The following is a 15,277-nucleotide window of genomic DNA, read 5'->3' as shown; positions in this document are numbered from 1 at the left end:
TTTGGTCAAAATGCAGCGAAATCGTGACGCACGGCCGAGAATTCGGAAATTCGCTTCGGAACCTGGGGACAAACTGAGTCGGCAAAAGCGACTGTTTCCCAACCATGACACAGATGAGAAGCTTGTGATCATCTTTTGTTGCACAATGTCTTCAAAGCGTATCGGAGACGAATGTTTTTTCAATTTGCGCGTCGAGAATTCGGCGACTTCAAGATATATTTCTATAGTATGCGATTGGTGAACATCGAGCAGATCGGGAGGGTTTGTAGTGAGTGAAGAAATCAGTGTTGCCGACGCCTACAGCAAGGGCCGCACAATGTTTATGGGACTTGAGCTGCTCGTCGCACCTGGCGCGCTCGTGCCCCGGCCCGAGACGGAATTGCTTGGCAAGACGGCTGTCGACGTGCTGCGTCAATTGAACCTGCCGGCGCCACGCGTCGTCGACATGTGCTGTGGGGCGGGCAATCTGGCGTGCGGCATAGCGCATTACGCTCCCACCGCACGTGTCTGGGCCAGCGATCTCACCGACGGATGCGTCGAAGTCGCTCGCCGCAATGTCGTCCATCATGGCATGGCGGAGCGCGTATCGGTGCTTCAGGGCGATTTGTTCGATGCCTTCTCAGGCCTGGAGCTAGAGGGCACGATCGACTTGATCGTTTGCAACCCGCCCTACATTTCGGAGAAACGGCTTGAGGGCGACCGCGCGCATCTGACAGAGCTTGAGCCGCGTGAAGCATTTGCGGCCGGCCCTTATGGCCTGAGCATTCATATGCGGGTGATCAAGGACGCGCCGCGTTACTTGCGGCGCGGAGGTATGCTGCTCTTCGAGGTCGGCCTCGGCCAGGACCGGCAGGTCATGAGCCTGCTGGAGCGTTCCAAGGCCTATGAGAACATCCGTGACGTCACCAACGAAGCCGGCGAGGGCAGGGTGGTAATGGGACATGTGAAGGCGCACGCGTAAGTAAGCCTTGCCACGGTAGGCGTAAGCCTTGCCGCGGAAGCGCTCGCTGTCGGCGGAGCTTGGAACGCCCGCCGCGTAATAAGCTGCCAATCAGTTTTTCTTGCTGATGATGTACTGCGCAATGCCCTGGATGGAATCGAGGTTCTCAGGCAGAAGCTCGCTGTCCTCGACCGTGATGCCGAAGGTTTCCTCAATGAAACCAATGACCTCAAGCACCCCCGTCGAGTCGACGACGCCCTGGTCGAGAAGAGATGTCTCACTCTGCAAGGCGTCCGCGTCGGCTATGTAGAAATTCGACGCCAGGAACGCACGAATTTGGTCCTTGTAGGTTTCGACCCGGTCCTTGGTAGTCAACATTGAATTCGCCCTCCTGAGCAAACAACAAAAATCAAATCAACCTCGTTCCAGAAAAGGAGCCTTATGACAGGGCCGTTTTTTTGAGCTTGCCGGTGTCTGTCATCGGCAGACTCGCTACGACAACGATGGACTTCGGAACCATGAAGTTCTCCAGCCGCCTCTGGCACTCTTTCTGAAGCTGCTTTTCGCCGATGACGCTTCCTTGTTCCATCACGACAAAGGCCTTGACCGCTTGTCCAAGAAGCTCGTCCGGGACGCCGATGACGGCCGCCTCCCGTACCCCCGGAATGTCCATCAGCACGTTTTCCACCTCCTTGGGTGCTACTTTCTCCCCTCTGGATTTTATGATCTCGTCGCCGCGTCCGACGAAATAGAGGTAACCCTCCGTGTCGATCCGGCAGTAGTCGCCGGTGTACAAGACCTGCTCGCCGGGCAACGGGCCGGGCTTGAGCTTCCTGGCCGTAGCCTCCGGCTTGCCCCAATAGCCCTTCATGACCGTCGCTCCGCGGATGACGAGCTGGCCGACGACATCGGGGCCAACCCGTCTGTCATCCTCGTCGACAATCCACATTTCGGTGTTCGGAATGGCGATGCCGACGCTCAACGGCTTTCGTTCCAGATCTGCCGGCGGCAAATAGGTGCAGCGCTTGCATTCGGTGAGGCCGTACATTGAATAGATACGCGCGCCCGGAAACAGATCCTGGAGCATGAGAATGTGCTTGAGCGGCAGCGCGGCAGCGGTGTTCGTGACGTAGCGAATGCTCGAAAAGTCATGACTTTTCAGTGATTTGAGCTCCGATAGCGAGGCGAAGATGGTCGGTACGCCGGGAAAGCCGGTAACCCTCTCTTGCTTGATCACCCCAAGGATCTGGGCCGGGAAAGCAAACGAGCGTTCAAGCACCAGCCGAGCGCCGGTGCGAAACGCCATGATCATCTGGTACAGGCCATAATCGAAGGCGAGCGGCAGGACGTTGAGGATCACCTCGTCTTCGCCAAGCTCAAGGTAGGAGGCGATCGACGTGCACGCGGTGATCATGTTCCTGTGCGTCAGCATCACGCCCTTGGGCTCGCCTGTTGACCCCGAAGTGTAGATGATCGCAGCAAGATCGATATCGATGCAGCGGCGCGGGGGCGCTGCGCTGTGATCGCCGAAGACTGCGCTATCCCAGCGCACGGCATGCGGCAATCCTGCCAGCTCGGCGTCGTCGATCGACCCGGAGACGATCACCCGGCGCAGTGACGGGCAGTTGCGCGCCGGCTCGCTGAATACCGAGTGCAGGTGCTTGTCGGTGATCAGCGCCGCCGGGAGGCAATCATTGAGCAAATAGTCAAGCTTGTCGCTTTTGGTGAGCGGGTTGACGATGCTCACAACGGCATTCGCCTTGAGCACGCCCCAGAAGGAAACGACCGTCTCGACGGTGTTGTCGGCGAAGATCATCACGCGATCGCCGCGCGCAACTCCAGCGGCGGTTAGATGATGCGCGATGGCGTTGGCGCGCGCCTCGATCTCGCCATAGGTGACACGTTGCGTGCCGCACACCAGCGCCACTTTCTCGCCAAGGCGGCTGGCGGAATGGGCGAGGTAGTCATGCAGAAGAGGTACCGCACCATGCATCATGCCAGAACCTCTTCGCGATGCTCGCGGTCAATGTCGACGCTGAGCGCGCCGGTGCGAGCGCCACCGGGACAATTGGCGATGAACTGCTGGTGAAGCAGCTGCGTCGACAGCACGCCGACCAGCGCCATATTGTCGGAATTGGACAGATCGCCATCGCCCGTTCTGGCTCGACACTTGTCCAGCAGGCGCGTGACCGATTTCGGATCGAAGACATTCGCCGCGCGCAGCGCCGTCTCCGAAAGCGCTTCCTGAACATAGGCCGGGGCATCGTCGGCGACGAAACAAAGCCCGTTGGGCGCCCGGTACGGCTGCTTCTTGCGTGCCACGATTTCCGGCGGCACGATCGGTTGCGCCACACGCTTCAGCACGTGCTTTTCATCGAGGACAGCCAGCTTGTAGGCCGCCGGCAGTGAATTCGCGAGCTTCACGAGTTCATCGTCCAGGAAGGGGAAGCGTCCCTCGATCGAGTGAGCCATGAGCATCCTGTCGCCTTGCGAGGAAAGCAGGTATCCCGACATCAGCGTCTCGATCTCGATATACTGGTCCTGGGCGAGGGAACCCCATCGCGAAAACTCCACCGGCAGGCGGCCGAGCAGTTCGGACACGGCATCGCGTTGCCCGGTTTCAGCGCGCATGTCGGCGGAGAACAGCCGCTTGATGGCGCCGGTGGTGTGCCAGCGCGTGTCATGCGCAAAACCTGGTGCGTCATGGGACTGGATGTTGCGCCCGAAGAACTGGCGCGCCATCGCTTGCTGGTGCATCGGCGAGCGGGTGAGATATGGATACAGACGCTCGAGCAGCCGTGGACGCCGTGTCGAAGCGGGCTGACGTCCCCAGAAGCGACGGACCTTGCCTTCACGGAAGAGATCGTAGCCGGCGAACATCTCGTCGGCCCCTTCGCCGGTGAGCACGACCTTGATGCCGTGCTCGCGCACCAGCCTCGAGAGGAGGAACAAGGGCGCAGGCGCGGTCCTGAGGATTGGGCGCTCGGTGTGGTAGATCACCTCGGGAAAGATCTCGGCGATATCGTTGCGCGAAACCACCACCTCATGATGCTCGCTTCCGGTCGCGCTGGCGACCAGGCGCTGGAAGCGGGTCTCGTCATATTCGGCGTCGGCAAAACGCAAGGAGAAAGTCTGGAAGCGCTCGCCCGCGAAGCGCCTGCCGAGCGTGGCGACAAGCGAACTGTCGAGTCCGCCGGACAGGTAACAGCCGACCGGAACGTCGGCGCTTACTATTCTCAGCGCCGTGGCGGCCTCGAGGGCGCTGCGCACTTCGTCCACCGCGTCATTGAGCGATCCGGTGAATTCACCATGGCTCGGGCCGGAAGTTTCGGGATAGCTAGGCTTCCAGAATGCCCGCTCGCGAACTTTGCCATTTTCGTGGATGCGGACGTGGCCCGGCCTTAGTTCCTTGATTCCTTGAAATACGCTCTGTGGCGGCACGATCGTCCAGAGCGTGAAGGTCTGGTCGAGGCCAACCGGATCGAAGGCGCGGGATATGCCGGTATCGGCGGCGAAGATGGCTTTCACTTCGCTGGCGAAGTAAAGCCGACCAGCGTGCTCGCAATAGTGCAGGGGGCAGATGCCGAACCGGTCGCGCGACAATACGAGACGACCCGCCACGGAGTCCCATATCGCGATCGCCCATTGCCCGTTCATCCGCTCGAAGGCTGCCTCGCCCCACTCACGATAAGCGTGGATGACAACCTCAGTGTCGCTGCGCGTGCGGAAGCGGTGGCCAAGGGCGACCAGCTTTTCACGCAGTTCGACATAGTTGAAGATCTCGCCGTTGAAGACGATCCATGTCGTGTCGCCCGCATCCGCGAGCGGCTGCTGGCCGCTGGAAAGATCGACGACGGACAGGCGGGCATGCGCCAGGCCCGCACGTCTATCCCGGTAAAGGCCGCGCTCGTCCGGGCCGCGATGCGTTAGTGCGCCCGCCATGCGCATCAATGCGTCTCGCGAAGGAGGCGCAGCAGCGGCGCTCAGTGACACAATTCCGGCGATGCCGCACATCCGGGTCAGTCCTCGCCCATTGAAGCAGGCAGCAAGGGCCGGGCGTGAAGATAGCGAGCGGCACGCCGTTTGCTGTCGATGTCCTTGAACACTTTTTGAACCTGGGCCGCAGTGAGATCGGCGGCGGCCGCGACCTCCTCGGCGGAGAGCCCGTGGTTCACACCATAGAGGCACAGATCCATCAGATGATAAGGCAGCGCAAAATAGAATTCCTCCTGACTCTGCGCCATGGAGAAAGTGTCCGTGGTGGGTGACCGCCGCCGGATCTCTTCATCGACTCCAAGATATTCGGCCAGTTGGTAGACCTGGGTCTTGTAGAGGTGGACGATAGGCATCAGGTCGGCGGTTCCGTCGCCCTGCTTGACGAAAAAGCCCTGGTCGTACTCAAGGCGGTTTGGCGTGCCCGCCACCGCGTAATTCAGGCGGTCCGCGTGATAGTACTCGGTCATCTTGCGCAGGCGCTGCTTGTAGTTGGTTGCAGCGACGATCTGCAGATAGGCTGCCGGCGGCAGGCGCACCGTGTCGGTCTTGCCCTCCGGATCTTCAACCGTGAGGCGTGTGATGTTCAGGCCGTTGCTCTCGAGGACCGATGCGAGAACCAGCTTGCATTTCCAGCCGTCGCCATACTGGGGAACGACGGTCTGGATCGCTTCGATCTGTCGACGATAGGCGCCGATGGCCTCCAGGGCAGGCGCTAAGTCTTCCAGGATCGTATCGATGCCGAGCTGTGCCGCGATAACGCGGCCCAGTCTTAGCGAGTCGCCGGAGGAATGGCGCTCCGGCATGAATATCCCCAGAACCTTGTCTTTCCCGAACGCGCGCGCGCACAAGGCAGCGACAACGGAGCTGTCTATGCCCCCGGAGAGGCCGACAACCACGCCACGACGCCGCAGCGTGCCAAAGACCTGCCCGCGCAGGATTTCGACGATGCGATCGACCTCCGCGCGAGCATCGAGCACCAACGTGCTCCGGCTGAATTCTGAAATCAGGTCGATGGTCTGTACTCCCGTATGCGAAGCTCGGCCGCAGAATAGGTTTGCTCCAACGCGTTCTCGATGAGTGGGCGGTTGGCGGCGAGATAAGGCTCTGTGACCATATCGAAGTGACTGCCGACGACCGGAATGACGTCAAGACGCTCGAAAGCGCCATCCCACCCTATGGCCAGAGGCATTTTGGGCCGTGCGCAGCGGAAGAGGGTTGCGGTGATCGGCAGCGTCGGTCTGGGTATCGCCAACCACTGATAGAAGGCTCGCCCCCGCAACTGCCCCTGCAGTTCCAGTTTGGTTCTGAAGCTCGTCGCGTTGAACTCGTCCTGCGCATGGCGATCGAGGATGCGGGCGAGCCGCGCCTCGAAGCCCGTTTTGACCGCGACTTTTGCAACGAAGCGGCAAGCCATCCGGTCAGCGGTCACGCGGTTGGTCCGGATCCGCTGGTATGTGCGGACAACCATCTCCCAATACGTGCTGCGCTCACCGAGGAGGCTAGTGTCAAGGATTCCCAGGAACTTTATAGTTCGCCCCGCGGCCAGCAGCCGCTCGGCAACCTCGAAAGCGACGGCGCCGCCGAGCGAATGGCCGAGAAGCCTTATGGGACCCGTTGGCTGAGCGCGGCGAATCTGCTCGACCGCGCCCTCGGCCATGTTTGCGACAGTGTTTGGTCCGCGCAATATCATGGCCAGGGCCGGATATTTGATGGGGACCACTCGTGCGATCTTGCCCATCGAAGATGCAAAGGCGGCAAAGCTTGGGCCATAGCCGACGGATCCCGGGAGCAGGAAAAGAATTGGAAGTTCGTGCTTTTTTACTTGCGCGCGCAGGGCGCCTGCTTGTGCCGACACAACCGCCTTGACCATTTCGTCCATGCTCATACCAACCGTGAACCCATCGAGACCGAGCTCCTGGCCGATGGCGCTTTCGATTTCCATGACGCAATGCAGCAGCTTCAGCGAATCTCCGCCTGCGTCATCCCAGCGGCCTGCGGCAACATGCGTGTTGAGGATATTGTTCCAAGCATGCTGCACTATGCGATGAATGTTCAGTTCGCTCGTATTGGACGGCTGTGCGGCCGGGGCGATCTTCCTGGCTGAAAGATCGATCTCCGCAAGCGCGGCCATGTCGACCTTGCCGCCCGGCAGACGTGGAATTCCGGCGATCGTGTGGAGCCGCAAGGGACACAGCGGCGACGGCAGGTTCGTTCTGACAAGCTGGCGAAGCTCGTCCGAGAAGGTCGGCCGCGCCCAAGGTTGGGGAACGGCGAATGCAACAAGTTCATTTGCCGTCGTCACAATTGCGACAGCACCCTCCACGTCAGGCGCGCTGCGCAATACCCGTTCGAGCTCCGCCGGCTCGATGCGTCGACCATTGATCTTTATCTGCCGGCCCTTGCGACCGACGATCCGCAGCAGGCCATGACTGTCAATCTGGACGAGGTCACCCGTCGCGAACACCCGAAGATCACGATCATCGGGATCCGATGCCACGGGCACGACAGCGCCGTTCTCCCAATGGCCAAGCAAAACATACGGGCTTCTTATCAAGAGCTCGCCGACCTTGCCAGGCTGAACGCGGCGTCCCTCGTCATCGACAACCGCGAACATCATTCCCGGGAGCAGCCAGCCAACCGGAACCGAGCGGCCTGCCTCCGGCCAGTCTTGCGGCAAGAACCATTGCGACCCTGTGGTCTCGGTTGACGAGTAGCCGATCTGGATGAGGCAAGTGCTCGACACGACTTTGCGCAGCAGGGCGATATCGGCCCATGTCACCTTCTCCCCGCCGATCCGAGCCACCCTGAGCGAGCGGAAGGCGTCAGCAGGTTTGTCCGCCATGAGTACGCGAAGCAAGGCCGGCACCAGGTAGGTGACCGTCACGCCTTCGGATTCCACTAGGCGCTGGACCGCCCGCAAGCCGATGGCTTCGAGCTCGGCGAGATGCAAGGTGGCGCCGGTCAGCACGGCAGCCAGAACCTCCCGGCAACCGGCGATCGTGGCAGGCCCGGTCAAGGGCAGGAAAACGTCATCCGAGTTGATGTGGCATGCGTCGACATATTGCTGAACCCGCCAAAGCAGGCTGCGCTGGCTGTTGACGATGCCTTTGGGATGGCCAGTGCTGCCTGAGGTGTAGAGCACTATCGCGGGCGCATCGACCGAGACGGAACAGGACTGGGGTAGTGGCTGGACTTGCGGCGTGATGCTGGTGGTCCCATCGATCCAGTGGACATCCCGGGCCAAACCGACAGGGCGAACATTGCCATCGCCTATGACCGCCTCGAGCCCCGCCGCAGCGACAATATCATTGGTTCGCGAGTAAGGATCTCTCGTGTTGAGTGGCACGGAAGGCCGCCCAACCGCCATGCTCGCCAAGATGGCCACAGGGTACCAGGCCGAGTTGGCCTGAAGGATCCCGATCGCCTGTCCGTTGGGAACGATGGCCGCAATTCGGTGGGACAGCATCTCGACGGCTTGTAAAAGCTGGGAATACGTCAGACGCGTGGTGCCGTCGCTGATCGCGAGTTTGTTGGGATATTGCTTGGTGATGTCTCTCAGGTGATCGAAGACGGTAATGTTCGCAAAATCGACGCCCATGCGTTGATAAGGGCGCAATACAGGGCCGCCCTGATCAAGTGCGTATTCCGGGACGTTCGACCATCTACCGGGGGCCGCTGGTTGACGATCCGCCTGTAGATCCTGATCCGTCCTTTCTGATGCCAAATACACTGGAGACATGAGTGGCCCACGCTGAGGTTAGGGTCACTTATCGCGCTCCGTCGAAACCTTTTCATCGATCATTCTGATGATGCCGCGATGTCCACAAGGCAGCCTTCGGCTGACCGTGCGTCCGACAGGGCTTATACCCGATATGGGTAATCGCGCCTGGTCTTCCGGCCAGTGTGACCTCGCGCTAAAGCGCGGCGCGTCCGGATTCAGGCGACGCTTTAGGTTCTTGTCTTAAGCATGTCGTCGTCGCAAACCGCTGCGCACCCTCGGGTCAAGCCCGAAAGCTTGCTCTTGCGCGACATGCATCAGGTCATTTTCTTTTTGTCGGCAAAAGGGCGAGGTGCTGTTTTGGACGCATGGAGCTGGGCAGGGAATAGAGGGCTGGACTGCCGACACTCCGCCGCAAACTCCGGCTTATCCCGTTTGTTGTCAGACCGCGCGCCATTAGCGGCGTATCCGCTAGAGACAAAGCAATATGCAAAGATCTGCCCCCGATTTTCGTCCGTCACACGGACCCAATCCTTCTCCCACGTTCGCAGCGTAATGTGTTGATCCGTCGCCATAGACGCAGCCCTGAATGGGCTTGGCGCGTTGATGATATGACCCGCGATCACATCATCGCCTTCCATTCGCTCAACAAGATACGTCTGCATCGATGGCCTCCAGGCAGCAACTTTGACGTGAGCTACCTTACCGTGGCCTAATGACATTTTAACTACCACCGCACAGGCTTCGGCCGGCGGCTCCCCATTCTATGGCGACAAACCTCATTGCGACCCTGTTAAGCCATTGAAGGGGCACCGCATATCCGGCCTTTGAGGCGCCGGGCCTCCTGGCGGGATAGCATCGAAGCCGCAGAGCTATGGATCGGGACCATTGGGTGACATTGCAGCGCAGCCGGATGCGCCGAAATTGATATCTCAATCAATCGGAAATGCATGAAAGGCTCGATCTCGTCCCGAATCTTGCAGATCCGAAGGACCTCTTCGGCGTTCTGAGTAGGGCTTGAATGCTTCGATGACCGCAGGCGCTGCCGGAAGGATGGAGAACCGGGGCGGAAGAAAATCATGAATCGAGGCCTTCAAGCCATCCATCCTTCTGGTACCTCGGATTGGGGTAGGTATAAAATCCGGCGTTGGTAGCCTCGCCGAGCTTTCCTGCCTTCACGAGGTCCACAAGAACTGAGGGTGGCCTGTCGGACGGGTCCCCGGTCAAGTCGTAGTAGCGCTCCTCGACCTTGAGAATTGTGTGAAGGCCAACCTTGTCCATGAGCGCGAACGGCCCGTACTTCACGCCGTAGGACAGCCGGAAATCGCTGCCTACTGTGCAAACGCCTGAGATCGATTCAACGGTACGCTCGAGGTCGACTGCCAACCTCACGCTTCGTCGCGCTGGACCATTCCGGCGTCAAGGGTTCGGCAACGCACCGGCACCTTCTTGCTCCACGGCTTGCCAAGCGGGAAGGAAGTCAGCCGGTCAAAGACCAGTATGGATGTCGACAGCTCTGGGTCGAACCGGGATCTCGCACTTGCCCGCGGCCTGCACGTCGGCCAATGTCGCCGTGGGGCTGCGGGCAGGCCGGGTCGCGGCTGAGCAAGCGCCAAGTCGATGTTGACCACCTGGATGTGACGATCGCATAGCGCAGGAAACGTAGATCGAGCGTGAGGTCAGGCATGCGCCCCCGACCGAGCCGTTCTTCTCTGCCGACGTTCTACGGCGTTACCGGATTCATGTTGGACAGGTCGCGCCTCCGCCATCTTTACGCAACAGGCACATGCTGCCGCGATGAGAAGCGGACAAGGTGGAAAGGGATGGGATGCCTGCGCCTGATCCGGTAGACCGCCGCAGGAGGTAAGTTGGCGAACGTCCCGCCGATCCGCTCCGCTTCGAGCCCAAGATGATCCAGCAATCTGAGCGGAACCGGGCAACGTGGGCTGTAGGTGAACTGATAGAACGCGGCGTCCGGTCCCATCTTACGGAATGCGCCCGTCAGGATCGCAATCACCTTCCGGGGCGGCATCGACAGCAGGGGCAGTCCGCTTACGACGGCGCCGGCTTGCCTCCCGTCGAAGAGGTCGACGGTCCGCAGGCGAGCGGCGTCCATCCAGAGCGTGCGCGCTTTCGGATAGTGGAAGTGGAGCGCAGCGGCGAACTCGGACCCGAACTCGATCAGGGCGAGGTCTTCCTGTTTGACACCACGGGCGATCAGCGCGCGCGTGAACGCGCCGGTGCCCGGCCCAAGCTCGATCACCGGCCCGGTGTCGCGCGAGATTTCGGAAGTGATGAGGCTGGCCAGCGCACGTCCTGACGGCGCGACGGCGGCCACGCGCAAAGGGTTCTTGAGCCACGCTTGAAAGAAGCCGAACGCCTCGGCCATACGCTGTTGCTTCATCGGAAATGATCTCGAACACGTTTTTGGATCGGCGGCGCGGCCGATTGCGTGCCGCTGCGAGGGGTCATCAGGTCGCGCATAGCGCTGCACCCGGTTTGCGGCGGGCTCGAACCCATCGTGCGATCCAGAACAGGGCTGCCTCCGTAACGAGCAGGCAGCCGAGAGCAACCAGGGCGAGGACCGTCGTATTCGCCGTCTCGATCGAATGCGAAGCGTAGAATCCAATGGCGATGAACAGGCCGTTCCAGACCGCAATGCCGGCCGCCGAGGCGGTCAGGACACTGCGGGCGTTCCCCCGCAGGAGAGCGGCGAAGGCCGGAGCGAAGAGCCTGACGGTCGGCACGAGCTGGAGCGCGAAGGCCAGCGCGGTCTGGTTCCCGCGGAAGGAAGCGATCCCGCGCTCGATGCGATCGGCGGACATCCCGAAGAGCCGACCAGCCCTGTTCAGCAGGATCGTCGTTCGCGCGTTTCCCATCCTCCCGACAATGTAGAAACACGCGGCGCATCCGAAGATGCTGCCCGTGGTCGTCGCGAGGAACGCGCTTGGTAGCGATCAGGTGCCGTCGGCCGCGGCGATGCCCACGGCCAGAAGCAGCCCATAAGAAGGGAGCACCGGTACAAAGCGTTCCGATAGGGCGACGGCAAAAAGACCTATGAGGCCGTAGACGCTGATCCACGCCATGACTGCACCTATCGGGTCAAAATCCATCGGCTTTTCCTCGTCAGTTAAATGGTGCGGCAGGGGATGGGCACGGCCACCGAAGGCGCCGCTTGGCAGGAGCCAAGTTCCGAGGCAGCCTTGGTGGTACTTCACGGGTGCGCTGCATCCAGATCGTCTATCGTTCTATGCGCCAGAGCCGCGCGCTGCCGGCGTGGACATGCCGGCAGCGTCGCACATCAAACGATGCCGCCATTCGCGAAGACGTTTTGACCATCGATCCATGCGCCGTCCTGAGAGCAAAGAAGGGCGATGACGTTGGCGATGTCCTCGGGCTGGCCCAAACGACGAAGAGGCGTCTGCTCCGGAATACCTCGGAGCGCTTCCTCTCCGTGCTGGCGCAGGAGCTGGGTGTCGACCGCGCCGGGCGCTACGGCGTTGACCGAGATGTTGCGACCGGCCAGTTCCTTGGCGAGAACGCTGGAGTAGATCTCCTGCGCCGCCTTGGTGACTGAGTAGGCGCCGGTGCCTGGGGGCTTCATCTGGATGATGCTCGAGCTCAGGCTGATGATCCGCCCACTATCGCGGACGCGCCGTGCCGCCTCGCGCAGCACATTGAAGCTGCCCTTCACATTGGTTGCGATCATCCGGTCGAAGGCCTCGTCGGTCATCTGCGCGAAAGGGCCAACATTCATGATCCCGGCATTGTTGACCACCACGTCCACCCCGCCGAAGGCCTCGTCGTTGGCGTCGAACAGGGCCTTGACCATGGCCGGATCAGCTACGTCCGCTTGGCGAACGATGGCGCGTCCGCCGTCCGCCTCGATGTCGCGCACGACCTGCGCTGCCAGCTCGCGGTTGGTGAGATAGTTCACCGTCACGGCGTAGCCGTCGCGCGCCAGGCGGCGGGCGGTGGCGGCGCCAATGCCGCGCGACGAGCCGGTGACGACAGCGGCCCGGCCGGCACCGGGCAGGGCGCTAGGGCCGGCATCGGAAGTTTGCGCCGAAGCCGCGCCTCCGAGGGCGAGGGCCGCCGGAGCAGCAGCAGTAAGCGCCAGGAACGTGCGGCGGGAGTTATCGGTGTCAGGCATCGAACAGTCTCCATTGTTGAGATTGAGGTGAAGGCGTGCGGGGTACGGCCGTGGCCGCGTTCAGCGGTCACCGCTGCCGAAGCGAGACGGCGATGCGCCGGTTTGCGATCAGCATGGCGAGGCCGGTCAGGATGCTTGCGACCGGGACGGTCAGCAGCCCAAGTCCGAGGCCGTTGGGAATTTGCGCCGCTGTTGCCGCATCGCTGATCATGCCGACGATGAGAGGCCCGAGCGCCGGACCCAGAAGGCCGGACCCGATCATCACGAGGCTCGTCGCCATCGCCTCCTTGCCTTTACCGGCCACAAGGTGCGCGGCGCCGAACCCCCATGGCAGCAGGAACGCGAAGGACAGCATGGTCGGGACCAGAAGCAGTATCGAGATCCATCCGATCGGCGCGAACAACGCCGCGGTCATCGTCACACTGGCGATCAGGAAGAGAACACCGGGAGGTCCAAGCACCCTTCCGGTGCCGGAGCGAACGGCACGGTCGAACAGGCGTCCGCCCACGAGCGTTCCGATGATGCCCATCAAGCCCTGCAGCAGACCGAAGGCGAGGCCAGCCTCGCTGGCTGTGTATCCGTGGGAGCGGATGAGAAAGGTCGTGGCAAAAGCGTAGAACGGTGCTGCTGCGAAACCGCTGATGACCGCTCCGACGAACAGCCAACGGAATCCCGGCGATGAAAGCAGTTGCAGGCTCGATCGCAGGAAGGGCTGGCTGCTGGCTGCTGTGCGCTCAAGCGGCGGGGTCGGTCCGACGAAAACGAAGGTTAGCAGGGCAATTAGTCCCCCGATGCTTCCGGCGCCGATCAGCGCGGCACGCCAGCCCAGCGTGTCGCTGATCGCGCCGCCAACGGCGAATCCCACCATGGTGCCGAGCGGGATGCCCAGGGCGAACAGGCCGATCGCCAGTCCGCGACGCTCGGGCCTGATTTTCCGCGCTATGATCGCGTGTCCGGCAGGGGTTGCGCCGGCCTCGCCGAACGCGACGCCGAAGCGTGTGAAAGCCAGGAACAGGAAGCTCGCGGCGATGCCGCCAAGCGCGGTCATCGCGCTCCAGACCAGGGCGCACGAAACGAGAACAAACCGGGGCGATCCTCGATCGGAGACCCGGGCGAGCGGCAAGGACAGGAGCGTATAGCATACCGCGAAGGCAATCCCGGTGACCAAGCCGATCTGTGTATCGCTGAGAGACAGATCGGTCTTGATCGCTTCTGCCATAATGAACGGCAACATTCTGTCGATCTGGGAGATCATGCTTACAAGGAACAGTGCAGAAAGTGTCGCGACAACACGCCATCCCTGCACGTATTCATCGCCGCTCGCATTAGATATAGGGGACGCTACACTGGGATTATCTATTGACGAAGCGGCGGTTTCTGTCATGCTTGACACTTCCCTGGCTTTAGTTGGCGCCATCAAGCTAGAGGAAGTGTCCAATGACCAGAATACCCGATACCTCAATAAACTTGCCTATTCCTACAAGCGGCGATACAGTGCCGGCTGAGGGGCGCGTGCTGCGCTGGCCTCGCATCCAACCGGAGGTCCGCGTGTCGTCATCGCTGCTGGTGGCAGTCACTGCCTATGTCGAGGCCCAGGGCGGTGGTCAGGGTCTGTTTCCGACACAGATCGGCGCCGTCCACATCCTCCGTTCCTTTCAGGAAAGGCTGCCCATGCGGCAGATCTACAAACCGTCGATCTGCGTCGTGATCCAGGGGGCGAAAGAAATCAACTTCGGTGAGGAGACGCTTCGTTACGGCACGATGGAATGTCTGGCCGTCGGCATGGCAATGCCGGCCACCGGACGGATCGTCGAGGCGAGTCCAGACCTGCCCTATACCGGCGTCACGATAGATCTCGACGTGGCGGTGATAAGGGACGTGCTGGAACAAATGGACACGCCGCCCGCGCCGTCCACCAGCCCCGGTCCCTGCATGTTCGTGCGTCGGGTCGACGAACCTCTGGCGGAGTGCGTCCTGCGCCTTATCCGGATGTGCGAGACACCAAAGGCGATTCCGATCCTCTACCCGTCTGTCATGCGCGAGATCTGCTACTGGCTTCTGAGCGGCCCGAATGGCGGCGAACTCTGCAAGCTGGCCGTGCCCGAAACGAACGCCGCCCGTGTTGTCAAAGCCCTCTACCTAATGCATGCGGACATCGCCCAGACGCTGCGTGTGGAACAATTGGCCGAAGCGGCGCGAATGAGCCCATCGTCGTTCCATCAGCACTTTAAGGCGCTGACCTCCATGACGCCGCTTCAGTTCCAGAAGCAGCTACGCCTTATTGAGGCGCGACGCATGATGGTGACAGAGGATGCAAACGTGACGGAGGCTGCCTACCATGTCGGCTATGAAAGCGCGTCTCAGTTCAGCCGCGAATATTCCCGAATGTTCGGGGTTGCTCCGAAGCGTGACGTCATGAATCAGCAGCGGCTGTATAGCGAGTATGTCGGCCGCAAAGCGCAAAGTGCCT

General features: G+C 61.3%; 14 protein-coding genes. 2 read left to right on the top strand and 12 right to left on the bottom strand.

The window, feature by feature from the left end:
- Positions 1-268: 268 nt before the first annotated feature.
- Positions 269-961, top strand: a complete 693-nt coding sequence (locus MESS4_RS19140; protein WP_006334396.1) for a class I SAM-dependent methyltransferase — start codon at positions 269-271, stop codon at positions 959-961.
- A gap of 90 nt (positions 962-1,051) precedes the next feature.
- On the opposite strand, the gene MESS4_RS19135 is transcribed toward MESS4_RS19140, so the two are convergent.
- From MESS4_RS19135 to MESS4_RS19085, 12 genes are all read right to left on the bottom strand, one after another.
- Positions 1,052-1,318 (bottom strand): acyl carrier protein, encoded by a 267-nt coding sequence (locus MESS4_RS19135; protein WP_006334395.1) that lies wholly within the window; start codon positions 1,316-1,318, stop codon positions 1,052-1,054.
- A gap of 61 nt (positions 1,319-1,379) precedes the next feature.
- The gene (locus MESS4_RS19130) at positions 1,380-2,936 is read right to left on the bottom strand and encodes an AMP-binding protein (RefSeq protein ID WP_006334388.1); all 1,557 of its coding nucleotides are present in this window, start codon (positions 2,934-2,936) and stop codon (positions 1,380-1,382) included.
- The gene (gene asnB, locus MESS4_RS19125; protein ID WP_006334386.1) at positions 2,933-4,954 is read right to left on the bottom strand and encodes an asparagine synthase (glutamine-hydrolyzing); all 2,022 of its coding nucleotides are present in this window, start codon (positions 4,952-4,954) and stop codon (positions 2,933-2,935) included. The genes MESS4_RS19130 and asnB overlap by 4 nt, the downstream gene beginning before the upstream one ends.
- 5 nt (positions 4,955-4,959) lie before the next feature.
- Complete coding sequence (gene nadE / locus MESS4_RS19120; RefSeq protein ID WP_198292780.1) at positions 4,960-5,943, bottom strand: NAD(+) synthase; 984 nt, start codon at positions 5,941-5,943, stop codon at positions 4,960-4,962.
- Complete coding sequence (locus tag MESS4_RS19115) at positions 5,940-8,552, bottom strand: AMP-binding protein (protein WP_244441166.1); 2,613 nt, start codon at positions 8,550-8,552, stop codon at positions 5,940-5,942. Before MESS4_RS19115 ends, nadE begins: the two co-directional genes overlap by 4 nt.
- A gap of 419 nt (positions 8,553-8,971) precedes the next feature.
- Entirely contained in the window at positions 8,972-9,319 is a 348-nt protein-coding gene (locus tag MESS4_RS34015; RefSeq protein WP_036241668.1) for a hypothetical protein, read from the bottom strand.
- Between the two features lie 412 nt (positions 9,320-9,731).
- Positions 9,732-10,040 (bottom strand): 3-hydroxyacyl-CoA dehydrogenase family protein, encoded by a 309-nt coding sequence (locus tag MESS4_RS19105; RefSeq protein WP_157385625.1) that lies wholly within the window; start codon positions 10,038-10,040, stop codon positions 9,732-9,734.
- A 385-nt stretch (positions 10,041-10,425) separates the two neighbouring features.
- Positions 10,426-11,058 (bottom strand): phospholipid methyltransferase, encoded by a 633-nt coding sequence (locus MESS4_RS19100; RefSeq protein WP_244441165.1) that lies wholly within the window; start codon positions 11,056-11,058, stop codon positions 10,426-10,428.
- Between the two features lie 67 nt (positions 11,059-11,125).
- Positions 11,126-11,479: a hypothetical protein gene (locus tag MESS4_RS31235; protein WP_348259957.1), complete on the bottom strand. Its 354-nt coding sequence runs from the start codon at positions 11,477-11,479 to the stop codon at positions 11,126-11,128.
- Between the two features lie 132 nt (positions 11,480-11,611).
- Positions 11,612-11,767: a hypothetical protein gene (locus tag MESS4_RS33640; RefSeq protein WP_006334373.1), complete on the bottom strand. Its 156-nt coding sequence runs from the start codon at positions 11,765-11,767 to the stop codon at positions 11,612-11,614.
- A 188-nt stretch (positions 11,768-11,955) separates the two neighbouring features.
- Entirely contained in the window at positions 11,956-12,807 is an 852-nt protein-coding gene (locus MESS4_RS19090) for an SDR family oxidoreductase (protein WP_006334372.1), read from the bottom strand.
- 67 nt (positions 12,808-12,874) lie between these two features.
- Positions 12,875-14,191, bottom strand: coding sequence for an MFS transporter (locus MESS4_RS19085; protein WP_006334371.1), 1,317 nt, complete (start codon positions 14,189-14,191; stop codon positions 12,875-12,877).
- A 164-nt stretch (positions 14,192-14,355) separates the two neighbouring features.
- Between MESS4_RS19085 and MESS4_RS19080 the strand changes: the two genes are divergently transcribed.
- Positions 14,356-15,277 (top strand): AraC family transcriptional regulator (locus MESS4_RS19080; RefSeq protein WP_198292779.1); only part of this gene is annotated, 922 nt, incomplete at its 3' end.

This window comes from Mesorhizobium sp. STM 4661 (assembly GCF_000359125.1).
Classification (GTDB): Bacteria; Pseudomonadota; Alphaproteobacteria; order Rhizobiales; family Rhizobiaceae; genus Mesorhizobium.
This window is presented reverse-complemented; position numbering and strand designations above follow the sequence as displayed.

Coding starts and splice junctions, on each gene's coding strand:
- MESS4_RS19135 (WP_006334395.1), bottom strand. CDS start 1,318: ATGTTGACTACCAAGGACCGGGTCGAAACCTACAAGGACCAAATTCGT.
- MESS4_RS19130 (WP_006334388.1), bottom strand. CDS start 2,936: ATGATGCATGGTGCGGTACCTCTTCTGCATGACTACCTCGCCCATTCC.
- asnB (WP_006334386.1), bottom strand. CDS start 4,954: ATGTGCGGCATCGCCGGAATTGTGTCACTGAGCGCCGCTGCTGCGCCT.
- MESS4_RS34015 (WP_036241668.1), bottom strand. CDS start 9,319: ATGCAGACGTATCTTGTTGAGCGAATGGAAGGCGATGATGTGATCGCG.
- MESS4_RS19100 (WP_244441165.1), bottom strand. CDS start 11,058: ATGAAGCAACAGCGTATGGCCGAGGCGTTCGGCTTCTTTCAAGCGTGG.
- MESS4_RS31235 (WP_348259957.1), bottom strand. CDS start 11,479: ATGTCCGCCGATCGCATCGAGCGCGGGATCGCTTCCTTCCGCGGGAAC.
- MESS4_RS33640 (WP_006334373.1), bottom strand. CDS start 11,767: ATGGATTTTGACCCGATAGGTGCAGTCATGGCGTGGATCAGCGTCTAC.
- MESS4_RS19090 (WP_006334372.1), bottom strand. CDS start 12,807: ATGCCTGACACCGATAACTCCCGCCGCACGTTCCTGGCGCTTACTGCT.
- MESS4_RS19085 (WP_006334371.1), bottom strand. CDS start 14,191: ATGACAGAAACCGCCGCTTCGTCAATAGATAATCCCAGTGTAGCGTCC.